Annotated in this window: 11 protein-coding genes; 3 read left to right on the top strand and 8 right to left on the bottom strand. The window is 52.3% G+C overall.

Annotated elements, in window-relative coordinates:
• Positions 1-26 precede the first annotated feature (26 nt).
• The 4 genes from SU32_RS16685 to SU32_RS16670 all read right to left on the bottom strand — a co-directional run bounded on the left by SU32_RS16685 (position 27) and on the right by SU32_RS16670 (position 2,091).
• Positions 27-422, bottom strand: coding sequence for a hypothetical protein (locus SU32_RS16685; protein WP_054000517.1), 396 nt, complete (start codon positions 420-422; stop codon positions 27-29).
• Positions 423-447: 25 nt separating this feature from the next.
• Positions 448-882 (bottom strand): hypothetical protein, encoded by a 435-nt coding sequence (locus tag SU32_RS16680; protein WP_054000516.1) that lies wholly within the window; start codon positions 880-882, stop codon positions 448-450.
• A gap of 67 nt (positions 883-949) precedes the next feature.
• Complete coding sequence (pdxY, locus tag SU32_RS16675) at positions 950-1,831, bottom strand: pyridoxal kinase PdxY (protein WP_054000515.1); 882 nt, start codon at positions 1,829-1,831, stop codon at positions 950-952.
• Positions 1,828-2,091 (bottom strand): hypothetical protein, encoded by a 264-nt coding sequence (locus SU32_RS16670; protein ID WP_054000518.1) that lies wholly within the window; start codon positions 2,089-2,091, stop codon positions 1,828-1,830. The genes pdxY and SU32_RS16670 overlap by 4 nt, the downstream gene beginning before the upstream one ends.
• A gap of 145 nt (positions 2,092-2,236) precedes the next feature.
• Here SU32_RS16670 and SU32_RS16665 point away from each other — a divergent pair, with 145 nt between their 5' ends.
• Together SU32_RS16665 and SU32_RS16660 are read left to right on the top strand one after the other, a co-directional pair.
• Positions 2,237-7,042, top strand: coding sequence for an NAD-glutamate dehydrogenase (locus SU32_RS16665; RefSeq protein ID WP_054000514.1), 4,806 nt, complete (start codon positions 2,237-2,239; stop codon positions 7,040-7,042).
• 12 nt (positions 7,043-7,054) lie between these two features.
• Positions 7,055-8,470, top strand: a complete 1,416-nt coding sequence (locus tag SU32_RS16660; RefSeq protein WP_054000513.1) for an MFS transporter — start codon at positions 7,055-7,057, stop codon at positions 8,468-8,470.
• 77 nt (positions 8,471-8,547) lie between these two features.
• Here the strand turns inward: SU32_RS16660 and purH are convergent, their stop codons facing one another.
• From purH to htpX, 4 genes are all read right to left on the bottom strand, one after another.
• Entirely contained in the window at positions 8,548-10,164 is a 1,617-nt protein-coding gene (gene purH, locus SU32_RS16655; RefSeq protein WP_054000512.1) for a bifunctional phosphoribosylaminoimidazolecarboxamide formyltransferase/IMP cyclohydrolase, read from the bottom strand.
• 112 nt (positions 10,165-10,276) lie between these two features.
• Positions 10,277-11,962, bottom strand: coding sequence for a heparinase II/III family protein (locus tag SU32_RS16650; protein WP_054000511.1), 1,686 nt, complete (start codon positions 11,960-11,962; stop codon positions 10,277-10,279).
• Between the two features lie 85 nt (positions 11,963-12,047).
• On the bottom strand, positions 12,048-13,481 hold the full coding sequence (locus tag SU32_RS16645) for an RsmB/NOP family class I SAM-dependent RNA methyltransferase (protein ID WP_054000510.1): 1,434 nt from the start codon (positions 13,479-13,481) through the stop codon (positions 12,048-12,050).
• Positions 13,478-14,506, bottom strand: coding sequence for a zinc metalloprotease HtpX (gene htpX, locus SU32_RS16640; RefSeq protein ID WP_054000509.1), 1,029 nt, complete (start codon positions 14,504-14,506; stop codon positions 13,478-13,480). The genes SU32_RS16645 and htpX overlap by 4 nt, the downstream gene beginning before the upstream one ends.
• A gap of 89 nt (positions 14,507-14,595) precedes the next feature.
• Between htpX and SU32_RS16635 the strand changes: the two genes are divergently transcribed.
• Positions 14,596-14,838, top strand: coding sequence for a DUF1674 domain-containing protein (locus SU32_RS16635; protein WP_201454987.1), 243 nt, complete (start codon positions 14,596-14,598; stop codon positions 14,836-14,838).
• The last annotated feature ends 26 nt before the right edge of the window (positions 14,839-14,864 follow it).

Genomic DNA, 14,864 nt, shown 5'->3' with positions numbered 1-14,864 from the left:
CCGGTTCCCACTTTTCCTGACATGCTCTAATTATAAGACACGTCTCGTCCCGCTGATCTGATCGACACCGAAAATCCGGCCATAACATCGATCAGAGCCATAATCATCAACAGGAAGAAAATTGACGTGGATGCGCCCGGAACGATTAAGAACTCGACCAGAAATGCGATAAACACAATCGTCGAGAACAAATGATCCAGCACCGAAGTGTTGGAGGTGCGTGTTGATTTCAATATTTCAAAAAACAGAAACAACAGACCGACAGCCAGCAGCAATGCACCAAGGCTCATCGTCCACTGCCCGCCTGAAATCAACGTAACCGAAAAAACGGTCCCGTCCCAAGGGTTCACCGAGGCCCCCGTTACCAGAATAACATTATAGGCGATGAACGGAATGATCATCAGCGGGATTACACTAAGCATATATATTGTCTCCAAATGAAACCGGTTAGAAGTCGTCGCAACGTTCAGCTATGGTTTCCTGCACAGATCGTGTGATACGCATATCCACGATATCGAAAACCTCCCGCGTCATCACCGCATTGCCGCCGAAATCATAACAGGCGGTCGCAATAACATTGTTCATCGTCGAAGCCGCATCAATCTTGTGCGAAACACGGCCGCCTTTAATCGCAGCCTCCCACCCTTCAAGACTTTCCACAAATTCGGCCTTTGTCTGGATTGTATTAAGATCTTTCAATTCGATGGTGGCAGAATCAGACAGCAGTCGTGTAATTTCAAACTGCATTTCAGGCAATTTATTGGCAGGTGATAAAGCCGCGTACCACGCATTGACCAAGCCCACAGAGACCGCCTTGCTCTCGGCAAAAGCGGCTGCCGGCACCAAAGCCAAAGCCAGACACGCCAAAACAAGTCTATTCATTTTCAACATCTCCCAACTCACCTATACGCTCGATAATTTATCCGTGAATCCTATTGTACGCAAACCGCTAACAAGGCCGTTTGGGGACATAAGAAGGACCGATGGCGCGCATCTGCACCATGGATCGCGGCTGCCGCAAACTTTGTATGTCCTGCTCCAAGGTCAATTCATCAGCGCCGCGTTTGGCCGTATTGTTCAAAACTTCAAAGACGGCTTGAGTTGACACATGCAGCGCATCGCTTGCGCTCATACCGGATAGATAACGCGCCAAAACAAGCGCCGCCGTTAAATCTCCGGTACCGCTTGGCACATGTGATAATTTGCGGTGCTCTGCCAGCCACGCACTATTGTCATCAACAAACAGATTGCCGATACCGCCTTTTAACAGGCCAAATGCGGATGTAATGATCGCGCGCGGCACATCTGCCTTTCTGACCTGTTCAACAATTGCATTATTATCATCAAGCCTAGCGTTGATCAGCCATTCAAACTCAAACCGGTTCGGCGTTATCAGGTCGGCTTTTGGAATAAGCGTATCGCGGATTACGCTTGCCGTTTCTTCAGGAAGATAAAGCCCGCCTTCATCGCCTATCACCGGATCACAAACATAAACCAGATCAGGGTTTTTCTTGCGCAGGCCCGCAACGAATTTTCCAATCGATTGCGCCTGCCGTGAAGAACCAAGATAGCCCGTCAGTACCGCGCCGACTTCATCAATGAATTTCGACCCCAGCAAATCATTTAAGAAAGCATCGAACTCGGCATCTTCAGGCACGATACGTGTCGCTTTGCCGTGGCCCGGATGCCAGGGCAAAGTAACGGTCGGCACAGCCCATACGGGAAAACCGAGGCTTTCAAGCGCAAATACCGCAGCGCGGTTTCCAACCGATCCACGGGCAACATGGCTTGATATGACAATGACAGCCGGCTTGCGCATAAAATTACTCATGGTGCGCCGCGTGTAAGAAAATTAAACAGCCAGATGGCCAGACCGATGAAGAATACAATAGACAGCCCCCGCCCGATGCGTTTGCCCCAAATCTCGACTTTATCATCCGGATCAGAGTCAGCCCCCATCAAATGATCCCGCGTTTTATTGGCCGTGCGGACCAAGGATGAAGTTCCAAGTAATTCCGAATTGGTGTTGACCGAATCAAGAATACGATCAGATTCACGGCGACGTTCTTCATCAGTGTTTTTCCCGGCCATAGCGATCATCCTCGCGGTCATTTCTACTGTTAAGTGTGTGACATATTTTTGAAAACAGACAAATGGCAATTTTATACTGCAAGTAAAATATGCTCTGCTATGGTAATGCCAGATTGCCGCCAAGTGCAACGAACGGGAGACTAAAATGGCGAAAACGCTAACCGCATCCGCAAAACGTATACTTCAGGAAGTCAGCGCGAAACTGACGGCTTCGGAAAAGGCCCTTGCCGAACCATTATTGAGTGCGGCCTATACCGAAGACTTGGCCATTATTGAAAGCGACACGTTGGCTGCGGCGATCAAGCTTACTGCCGAAGCACTATTGACGCACAAGAAGAGCGATTCAATCGTCGAGGTTCAAAGCACGTCAGATGAACTGGGCAAGCCGATGACGATTGTATCGGTCATCAATGAAAACAAGCCTTTCCTGTTTGATAGTGTACTGGGCGAAATCAACGAAAAAGCACCCGACGTTCACATGGTTGTCCATCCCGTTCTGGATGTGAAGCACACTGCCAAAAACTTTGAAATTGTCGATAAAGCCCGCCCGGGTCTTGCGCGTGAGGAGACGGTTAAAACCAGTATTATCGTCGCGGTACTGCCGCCGATGGAAGACGACGCGCGTCAGGCGCTTAAAAACGATATTGTCTCAACACTGGCGCAGGTAAAAGCAGCTGTTCGTGACTGGCACCCAATGCAGAGCAAGATGAACGATATTGTTCATGCGCTGACGGAGGGTGTGACACCGGCACGCAAAAAAGACATTCAGGAAGCAATTGAATTTTTGTCGTGGCTGCGCGACGACAATTTCACCTTCCTTGGCATTCGCGAATATAATTATGTTGGCGGCGAGAAAACGGGCAAGCTGGTACGCGCCGACCAACCTGCTCTTGGCATTCTGGAAGATCCGGATATTCATGTTCTACGGCGCGGTGACGAGGCCGTTACGACAACACCCGAAATCCGCGCCTTTCTGACCGGCCGCGATGTTCTGATCGTAACAAAAGCCAACGTCAAATCAGTCGTCCATCGCCGCACCTATATGGATTATATCGGCATCAAGAAATACAATGAAAAAGGCAAGCTGTCTGGCGAAATACGTCTCGTCGGCCTCTTCACGTCAGCCGCTTACACGCGATCGGTCAAGCGTGTTCCTTATATCAAATCCAAAATTGAAACGGTGATCGCGCGTTCGGATTATGAAGCCGATAGCCATTCAGGAAAGGCGCTTCTCAATATTCTTGAGGACTATCCGCGCGATGAATTGTTTCAGGTCGATTCAACAACGCTGTTGCGCAATGCCGAAGCAATATTGGCACTGACAGACCGGCCAAGAGTGCGGGTTTTAAGCCGCATTGATCCGTTTGACCGTTTCGTCTCAGCAATCGTTTATGTGCCGCGCGACCGTTATTCATCCGAGAACCGCGAAAAAATATGCGCGGCGCTTGCCGTTGCCTATGAAGGGCATGTGTCAGCTTATTATCCGGCCATTCCCGAAGGCATGCTCGCGCGCGTCCATGTTATTATCGGCCGCCGGTCCGGTGAAACACCAAAGCCGACGCAAGCCTCTTTGGAGCGCACTGTCAGCAATATCATCCGCACATGGGAAGACGCGCTGCGCGATGAACCCGACCTTGATGCGGTGGCGTTTAACCGCTTCTCGTTCAGTGATGTATACCGCGACACCGTGAGCGCAGCGCAGGCTGTTCGCGACGTCGATTATCTTGAGAAATTGTCGACCGAACATCCCATTGCAGCAGACTTTCATGCTGTAACAGATGATACAGACAGCAAATCTTCTGCTGCGCTTCGCATCTATCATCTTGGCGCACCGGTGCCATTGTCGGAGCGTGTTCCGATTTTGGAAAATATGGGCTTTCGCGTGATCGACGAGCTCAGTTACGAAGTAACGCTCAAGCCTACGGAACCCAACGGCCCCATCTCGATTTTCTTGCATGAAATGCGCCTTGAAAGCGCTTCCGGCGACGCCGTTCCGATGGAAGATGAAGGCGTTCTTTACGAAGAAAGTTTTATCTCTGTCTGGGCCGGTGGCAATGAAAATGACCGTTATAACGGCCTTGTTCTGTCAACTGGCTTTGATGCGCGTCAGGTAACCGCTCTTCGTGCTTATGGCCGCTATCTCAAACAAGCAGGCATATCTTTCAGCCAGGAATATATTGCCTCAACGCTGATCAAGCACAGCCATATCGCACGCCAGCTCTTTGATCTGTTCGATGCCAGATTTAATCCCGATCGTGCTGCCGACCCAGAAGAAGATACCAAGGTCACCGAAAAACACATCAAGGCTGCCATCAATGACAGCCTTTCCGATGTGCCAAGCATTGATGAGGATCGGATTATCCGCCGCTTCCTCAACCTGATAGAGGCGACGTTACGCACCAGCTATTTCCAGCGTGATGAAAACGGCCGGCCAAAACAAAATATCGCATTCAAGTTCGACCCGCAGCGCATTGACGGTATTCCGGCGCCAAAACCTTACCGCGAAATATATGTGTTCGCGCCCGATGTAGAAGGTTTGCATTTGCGCTTTGGCCCAATTGCCCGCGGCGGACTTCGCTGGTCTGACCGCTCGGAGGATTATCGCACCGAAGTGCTCGGACTGGTTAAAGCCCAGCAGGTTAAAAATGCAGTTATCGTTCCGGTCGGTTCAAAAGGTGCATTCTACCCGATGCGCCTGCCGCACAACGGTACGCGCGATGAAATTTATGAAGCAGGCCGCTCGGCCTATATGACATTTATTTCTTCGCTCCTATCGCTGACCGACAATCTGGATGGCGATACAGTTATTGTACCGCCGCGCACCGTGCGTCACGACGGCGATGACCCTTACCTTGTTGTGGCAGCCGACAAAGGCACAGCCGCATTTTCCGACACCGCAAACGGCATTTCCCAAAGCCATGACTTCTGGCTTGATGATGCTTTTGCGTCAGGCGGTTCTGCCGGCTATGACCATAAAAAAATGGGCATTACAGCGCGTGGTGCCTGGGAGGCGGTCAAACGGCACTTCCGTGAAATGGACAAGGACATTCAGGAAGAGCCGTTCACAGTCGCCGGTGTCGGCGACATGTCCGGTGATGTTTTCGGCAACGGCATGCTTTTGTCAAAACAGATCAAGCTGATTGCCGCATTTGACCACCGCGATATTTTCATCGACCCGGACCCCGATCCGGCCACTTCGTACAAAGAGCGTGAGCGTGTCTTTAATTTGGGCCGCAGCAGCTGGCAGGATTATGACACAAAGAAACTGTCAAAAGGCGGCGGCATATTCCCGCGCAGCCAAAAAATTATTACTTTATCCAAAGCGGCGGCCGATGCTATCGGCCTTGATAAGACCAAAGCATCGCCAACCGAAATCCTAACAGCAATCCTGAAAGCAGAGGTTGAACTGTTCTGGTTCGGCGGAATCGGCACCTATATACGGGCCAGCCATGAAAACAATTCAGAGGTCGGCGACAAGGCCAATGATCCAATCCGCATCACAGCCAAGGAAGTCCGGGCCAAAGTGCTGGGCGAAGGCGCGAACCTTGGCGTCACACAGCCGGGCCGCATTGAGTACGGCTTGCTGGGCGGACGTTGTAACTCGGATGCGATAGACAACTCGGCCGGCGTTAACTCATCAGACGTGGAAGTGAACATCAAAATTGCACTTGCGCCATCAATGCGCGACGGCAGTTTGCCGCGTGAGAAACGCAACAAGCTGCTGGAAGCGATGACCGATACCGTTGCTGAACTGGTATTGGAAAATAACTATGAGCAGACGCTGACAATCAGCCGGACACATGAGCGCGGCGCGTCCATGCTGTCGGTTCAAAAACGTCTCATGGAATCTTTAGAAGACCGCGGTCTTCTTAACCGTGAAGTTGAAGACCTGCCCAATGATGAAGAGTTAGCCGAACGCGCCACGAGCGGCACAGGCCTCACACGGTCAGAGATCGGCGTTCTCCTTTCATATGCAAAGATCGTCTTGCTTGATGATCTGGTCGCTTCGGATGTGCCGGACGACCCGTATCTGGAAAAATATCTGATGGGATATTTTCCGAAGAAAATGCAGAAAGACTTTGCGGAAAACATCAGAACACACCGTTTGCGCCGCGAAATCATCGGCACAGTCCTTGCCAATGAAGTGGTCAATAAGGGCGGACCTTCCGTCATCAGCCGCTTTGAAGATGCGACCGGTGTTTTGCCTTCTACAATCGTGCGTGCGCATGTGATTACCCGCGATGCTTATAATTTACCGCAATTGAACGCGGCCATTGATGCACTTGACGGGAAGGTGACAGGCGATGAGCAGCTCGCGCTCTATAAAGACTTATCTGACTCGCAACGCACCGCCATTAGCGGTTTTATAAAAACGGTCAATGATGATCTTGCTATTGCGGATCATGTATCGCGCCTGTCTGCGATCCGCGATGCGCTTGAAGGCAAACTGATGTCGATCATTCCGCAATATTTGAATGACTGGGCAAAAGAACGCCATCAGAAATTTAAAGGCTGCGGACTGAGCGATGCACAAGCCAAACGTCTTGCACTCCTGCCGATACTGACAATGGCGCCGGATATGGCGGCAATCATGGATGCCACAGAGCGCGACATTCTGGAAGTTGCACAAGCGCTCTTTGCCGTTTCCAACACATTCAAGATTGGCCGCCTGGAGCATCTTGCCAACCTTCTGGAAACCGGAGATTACTTTGACGGGCTGGCCCAGCAACGTGCGCTCGACACAATTCATACCGCGCGCAACGCCATAACGATCTCTGCGCTTTCAAACAGCAAGCTGGAAGCGGCAGAGGCTGTAAAAGCATGGCATGGGGCCAATGAGACCCGTATTTCTCGCGTTCAGGAACGGATATCTGACCTGACAGATAAATCTGATTTGACAGTCTCGCGGCTCACTGTAGCCGCCGGCTTACTGACCGATCTTGTCGGCTAAACGGATATAAATATGACCGATACCAAACCAGATGCCTTTGAGCAGCCTGCAATACAAAGAAAAGGCATCTGGGGATGGATGTTCTTTGACTGGGCAGCACAACCCTTCTTTACGGTTGTGACAACATTTATCTTCGGGCCCTATTTCGTCTCTAAAATGGCCGAAAATCCGGCAGCAGGACAAGCCGCCTGGGGCTATGGCATAGCGGCGGGCGGGTTTATTATCGCAATACTGTCGCCGGTTCTGGGGTCAATTGCCGATCAAACCGGTCCGCGAAAACCGTGGATTGCCGCTTTTGCCGCAGTGAAAATCGCCATGCTTTTCACCTTGTGGTGGGCAGCGCCCGGCTCCAGTTTATTTTGGGTGGTAACCGCTTTTACACTGGCCTCGGTCGCAGCTGAATTTTCAACCGTGTTCAATGATTCCATGATGCCGCGCCTCATCCCGTCCAAGGATGTGGGCAAGGTTTCCAACATTGCGTGGGGCCTTGGCTATGCAGGCGGAATGATCGTTCTGATCTTTATCATTCTGGCTCTTGCTGGCGATGACATCACAGGCAAAACATTAATCGGCATGACCCCCTTGTTTGGCATTGATCCGGCACTTGGTGAAGATGCCCGCGCAGCCGGTCCAATTTCAGCAATCTGGTATTTTATATTCATCCTGCCAATGTTTCTGTTTACGCCTGATACATCAGCCGCTGCAGGAAAACCGCTCGGACAGGCGGTCAAGCTTGGCCTGAAAGACTTGAAAGAAACACTTGGCGAAGTGCGCCGCAAGTCTGGGCTTTTGCGCTTTCTGATTGCCCGTATGATTTATCAGGACGGCGTTAATGCGTTGCTGGCCCTTGGCGGCGCTTTTGCAGCGGCCATGTTCCAGTGGTCGATCACTGAAATTGGAATATTCGGCATTATTTTGAACATTGTTGCCATAGGCGGCTGTCTAGCCGCGGGCCGTATGGACAGCCTGTTCGGCTCCAAGGTGATCGTTCAGCTGTCCATTATCTGCCTTATCATCGCGACAATCGGCATCGTGTCCACCGGACCGGGCTTTACACTGTTTGGATTGATGCAGTTTTCAACCGATGATCCCGGCGGTCTCTTCGCAACGGCCGCGGAAAAAGCCTATCTCGTCTTCGGTCTGTTGATCGGCATTGCATTTGGGCCGGTACAGGCATCATCGCGCTCCTATATGGCGCGCAGTGTCGAGCCGGAAGATGCAGGCCGTTATTTCGGCATCTATGCGCTGGCGGGTCGCGCAACCAGCTTTGCCGCCCCGTTGGCTGTGGCAATTGTCACCGATATGACCAATTCCCCGCGCCTTGGCATGGCAATGATCGTCATCTTCCTCATTGCGGGCAGCGCAATTCTTTACAGCACACCCTATCCGGCCAATAAACCGCAGTATGTTGCGCGGCGTATGCGCTAAATAAAAAGCGCCCTCAACAAGGATTGTGAGGGCGCCTAGATTATTCCATCAGCTTGGATAATTCCACCAAGTTTGTTTTAGTGCCTAAAGTGCCGGTTGCCCGTCAGCACCATCGCAATATTGTGCTCGTCCGCCGCCGCGATAACATCATCGTCACGCATTGAACCGCCCGGCTGGATAACGCAGGTTGCGCCAGCAGAAGCAGCAGCAAGAAGACCATCGGCAAACGGGAAGAACGCATCGGATGCAACCGCAGACCCTTTTGTCATCGGTTCATCAATGCCCATCGCCTCGGCGGCATCAATCGCTTTGCGCGCGGCAATACGGCTGGAATCAACACGGCTCATCTGGCCAGCACCAATACCGACGGTTGCCCCGTCACGGGCATAAACAATCGCGTTGGACTTTACATGTTTGGCAACACGGAAGGCGAAAATAAGATCGGCCATTTCCTGCGGTGTAGGCTCGCGTTTTGTCACGCAGCGCAAATCCATATCGTCAACAACAGCCGCATCGCGGTTTTGTTTCAGATAGCCGCCAGCGATTGTTTTGAGTGTAAAACCTGCCGCGCGCGGATCGGCAAGCATGCCTGTTTCTAGCAGGCGAATATTGGGCTTTTTCTCAAACAGCTCTCGCGCTTCTTGCGAAATTGAAGGCGCAATCACAACTTCAGTAAACACGCCCAGAATTGCCTCTGCCGCTTCAGCATCAAGTGTCTGGTTCAAAGCAACAATACCGCCGAAAGCCGATGTACGGTCACAGTCAAATGCGCGCCCGTAAGCGTCCAGCAGACTGTCCCCTGTCGCGACACCGCACGGATTGGCATGTTTGATAATTGCAACCGCTGGCTTGTCGCTTGAAAATTCGCTCACAAGCTCGAACGCGGCATCCGTATCATTGATATTGTTATAAGAAAGCGCTTTGCCCTGAATAAGCTTGGCGGTTGCCGCGCCCGGACGCTTATCGCCTGTCAAATAGAGCGATGCATTCTGGTGCGGGTTTTCACCGTAGCGCATGGAGAGCGCCAGCGTACCGCCAAGCGCATCATGACGCCCGAAGCCATCATCATCAATTACCCCGACCATCCAGTTTGCAATCATCGCATCATAGCTTGCCGTACGGCGGAATGCGCGCAAGGCCAGTTGTTTTCTGAGCGCCAAATCCGTCGCACCATTATTTGCGTTCAAAGCGGCAAGCACCTCGTCATAGTCGCCCGCATCGGTAACGATGGCTACATGGCCGTGGTTTTTGGCCGATGCACGCACCATTGCAGGCCCGCCAATATCAATGTTCTCAATCGTGGTTGCCTCGTCTTCACCGCGTGCAACGACCTCTTCAAACGGATAGAGATTGACCACCACCAGATCGATGCCGACAATGTTGTGCTCTTCCATCGCGGCGACATGGTCAGGATCATTACGTACGGCAAGCAAGCCGCCGTGAACGGACGGGTGAAGCGTCTTGACGCGGCCATCCATAATTTCAGGAAAGCCGGTTACTTCGCTAATGTCGAGAACAGGCAGGCCCGCATCTGCAATCGCCTTGCGCGTCCCGCCGGTGGAAACCAGTTCGATACCGTGGCTGACAAGCGCCTTTGCAAAGTCAATTAATCCGGTCTTGTCAGAAACGGAAAGAAGCGCGCGTTTAACCTCAACGCGGTCGGGCGGAGTAATATTCTTAGATGCGATTGCCATGATATATTGCCTGCTGGAAGCCAAAATGAAGTGGAGTTGGCGCCGCCATAGCATTAGCGGGGCTGGTTGGCCATGCTGGCGCGTAAATCAGGCAAAAAGCCACAGTTTTTTGTTACAGACGCTCAAAGCGCCACGTCACACTGTCAAGTTCGGGATATTCAAATGAAACCACAATCTGCCAATTATAAACCGGCCCACTAATACCGGCAAGAAAGATGCTCTCTTCAATCTTGGGTTTCTGATTGACCGCACTGAATTGCCAAATCTCGCCGCGGTCGGTTTTGATTTGCAGATAATCACCGGCTTCCGCCACCTGTATTGAAGGGTGAAGGTGAAACCTGATATCGGCTTTATGTCGCGTCTTATGAACGGCGCTGTCAGGTGTCAGCCTGTCGTAACCATCAAGACGTTTACCGGAGTGGGCCAGCAAAATACCGCGTTCATGCCAAAGGCCAGTGGCATGCAGATAGCCATTATGACGTGCGCTGAACCCCTCGCCATTGTCGGTCTTCCAGGGCTGGGTTTCCACGATTGTAGGCCCGCGCAATAGCCGCGTATGGCGCCGCCTGCCGGTGCTGAAAACCGCAAACTGTGCGGAAGATTTATCATCGAGCACCAATGCTGAATGCGCTGCGGTTGCACGCGCCGGTGCCTCATAAATATCACGGCACAGCCGGTCGACACCCGCATTGACAATCAGACGGTTGCGGCCGCTTGAAAATTCGAAAGCCAGCGTACTCGCATGAGTTTTAACACCGTTATATCCAGCCACTGGCCGCCCGATATCCGCGATGACAACCGCATCATTTTCCATCAGTTTCTGATAGGCACTTTGGTTGGCGATAGCGTTCGGCTGTCCATTGGTTACATCATGACGCAAAACCGCAGCCGAAATATCCGCATCGCCGATACCCGATCCATGGAACTGGGCAACACTGCCATCAGAATGGCGAAAGAACCGCAACATCGGGAAAAGCCGGTCAATGGCACGCAATAATTCTGACGGCACCGGTTTTGATGCGGCGATATAAAGCTGCGAAAGCGGCAACAACTCGCAAAGAATATCCGCGATAACATCAGGATTACGCGAGACATGACCGCCATCGGTGTAAATTTGCCGCTTGAGTTGATATTCAAGATTACGAGCGGCACGCACCCGTGTTTTGCCATGTGTCGTCAGCGTGAGCGATGTCATCGCCAAAGCAATGCGGACTTTCAGCAGCTTCAAATCATCCTCACATCCACGCGCAAACGCGCGCAGATAACGCATTTGTTTGCTGATAGAGGCCAGAAACCGGCGGTAAAACGAGTGTTCGCTGTTACGCAGGATAAAAGGCGCATGTTGCAACCATGCGGTCAGACGGGCCGCGCAAATATCAGCTTCCCAACTGACACCGACAATGCGTTTTCCCGGCCCGTTAAGCCAGCTATTGATCAAAGCACGCGCATTTTCGGAAGCCAGTTCGGTATCAGCGGCATTCAAATGTCTCAGCCAGCGAAAACTGTGTAATCCGTTCTCCCAAGCCGGAGATGGTGCTTCGACCTCGAAAACAGAAGCGGTGCCGGTTTCAACAGTACGGCCCGAAAATGTAAAACGTCCCTGATAGATGTCGCGGGCCACCAGAGGATCGGAAGGGCGGATGCACGAAGGCGTAAACAACAGGCGCTCAGCCGTGTGACCAACAAAGCGAAACCACCATAGAGGTCCGGCCTGCAAACGGCTTTTGACCCGCTCCAGTACAAGCTCTGCCCCCACACGCAGATATTCCGGCTTTGCAAAATTCGACAGGCTGCTCAAAAAAGTTGCCCCCACCACTCATCCAGTAATAGAGGCTAAACGATCATAGCCTTAATACAAAGCCAATTCGTTACGCTGGCGAAATTCATCCACGGCGTTTAAAAACAGCGGCAAAAAATCCATCAAGTCCGGAACCGTCAGCATTACCCTCGCGGTTAAAGTCCGCCGGTGTCGTGCGGACAAACCCTTCCGGTGTCACACATGTTTCAAGCCCCGCTATAGCAGAACCTTCAACGGGCACGATTTCGAACATTGTTTCAGCTTGTGCAAAAGCACGTGCTACATCTTCGCCTTCAAGCGGATCCAGCGAGCAGTTCGAGAAGATCAGAACACCTTCCGGCGCCACAAATTGTGCGGCTTTTGCCAGCATTCTTGCCTGAAGATCCGCAAGTTTTGATATATCCTGAGGCGTTTTCGTCCAGGGTACATCCGGGTGACGGCGCACAGTGCCGGTTGACGAGCAAGGCGCATCCAACAAAACCGCATCGAATAATCCGTCCGGCTGGAAGTCAAACAGGCTCGACACAACCGTTTCGCAATTGTCCTGCAAGCCCAAGCGTGTCAGATTTTCATTCAGCCGCTTCAAACGGTTGGCAGACATATCAAGTGCGGTAACGTTGGCCCCTGCGGCAGCAAGCTGCGCGGTCTTACCCCCCGGCGCAGCACACAAATCAAGCGCCCGTTTCCCATCCAGAGTACCGAATAATTTTGCAGGCAGCGCGGCGGCAGCATCCTGCACCCACCACGCACCATCGTCAAAACCGGGCAGTGATGAAACATCACTATCGCCGTGCGGACGGCGCAAAGTGCCAAATGGCAACAGCTCAGCCCCAAGCGCTGCGGCCCATTTTTCAGCGTCTTGCGGATGCTTTACGGTGAAATCCAGCGGCGCTTCAACACGGTGCATCATTTCGATAGCAGTTGCTTTTTCAGCGCCGTAAACCTCAATTAAACGCTCAGAAAACCACGGCGATGAGCGCGGTGCAGTATTTGCAATTTTATCAAGCACTTTTTGCTTGGAGCGCACGGCGCGCCGCGTCACGGCGTTTACCAATGACGCGAAGCGCTTTAGGCGCGGATCACGGTTTGCCGATTCAACAGCGAGGTCAACGGCGCTGTGATCCGGCACATCAAGGAACAAAATTTGCGCCAGCGCAACATGCAAAACCGTCTGCAAGGCCGTTGCGCCTGCCGGCAAGGGCTTGTCGATAAAGCTGTCGAGCACATCGCTAAGCTCTGTGCGGAAACGCAACGCAACCATCAATATAGCTCGCAGCAATGCACGGTCACGTCTGCTCAGCGACAAATAGTGCGGATGACCATGTGTGTCATCGGTAAGCGCATCAAAGGACGTGTTGGTCTCGATAATCGCGCCAAGCAGCCTGTGCGCTGTGCGCCTCACCGCAAGGCCGGGCTTATCGGCCTCGCCACGGTTGTTGTTGGTATCGGATTGGTTTGGCCGCCGCGCTTTGCGATTGCGGGCGCGCACTTCGTCACGTTTCGATTTTTGGTCGTTCACCGGTCATTTTCCTTGCCGCGCCCCCAAGGCATCGGCTTGGTGGATGAAGACTTTTCACTTTTGCCACCGGTATTGGGAATACCGGACGATCCGCGTTTGCGTCCGCTTTTGGCCGAAGGCAATTCTGTAACGGAACTCTTACCGCGTGCCAATGGCGGCTGTGATGTTTCGTGTGATTGCCCGCCAAATTCTTCGGCCATCGCCATTAATGCGTTCACACGGTTTTGCGTATCGGGATGGGTCGAGAACAAATTATCAGCGCCCGATCCATTAAGCGGATTGATAATAAACATATGGGCCGTTGCAGGATTGCGCTCAGCCGTCATATTCACGCTACGGCCGGATGCGCCTGCGATTTTCACCAGAGCGCTTGCCAGCCAGTCGGGACGGCCGCAAATTTCCGCACCCCGCTTGTCCGCTGAATATTCACGTGTCCGGCTGATCGCCATTTGAACAATCATCGCTGCAAACGGGGCCACAATCATTGCCGCCAACACGCCAATAAAGCCAAAGGGGCTGTTGTTATTACGCCCGCCAAAAAACAACGCAAAGTTACCGAGCATCGAAATGGCACCGGCAAGCGTTGCCGTAATCGTCATAATCAGTGTGTCACGGTTCTGCACATGCGCCAGTTCGTGCGCCATCACACCGGCCACCTCTTCCGGTGACAGCATATTCAAAAGACCTGTTGTCGCCGCAACAGCGGCATTTTCAGGGTTACGGCCCGTCGCAAACGCATTGGGCTGATCTTCATTGATGATATAGACCCGCGGCATAGGCAGTCCCGCATTGGCAGATAAATCTTCAATCATGCCGTAATATTCAGGCGCTGATTTTGCGTCGACTTCCTTGGCATTGTGCATTCGCAACACCATCTTATCGGAGTTCCAATAAGAAAATGCGTTCATTGCAAGGGCGACGACCAAAGCGATCATCATACCGCCCGAACCGCCAATCATATAACCGACCCCCATAAACAAGGCCGTCATGAATGAGATAAGCATTGCTGTTTTGACTAAATTCATCGGATATCCGCACCTAATTTGTTCTGGATCTGATTATCTTTCTTCCCATATATGGTATCATAAAGGCCAGTTTTCCAATGGTGAATAAAATGAGCGCGAATGAACAGGCCCACAGCGGCACAAATGACAGCGGTGAACTTGAGACGGCCCCGTCACGCAGTTTCACTCAGCTTCCGGCAGCCGCACAGCGTGCGCTGAAAGAAGCCGAAGCAAGGCGCATCAAGATGGAAGAAGACAAAGAAAAGCGCGCAAAAGAAATCGGTGGTCGCGGCGGCGAGGACCCGGCACGCTTTGGCGACTGGGAAGTTAAGGGTATCGCGGTCGATTTTTAGAGCATGTCAGGAAAAGTGGGAACCGG

The sequence above is a fragment of the Ahrensia marina genome (assembly GCF_001293565.1).
Classification (GTDB): Bacteria; Pseudomonadota; Alphaproteobacteria; order Rhizobiales; family Rhizobiaceae; genus Ahrensia; species Ahrensia marina.
The sequence above is the reverse complement of the archived record's forward strand: the minus strand, read 5'-3'. Positions and strand labels throughout refer to the sequence as shown.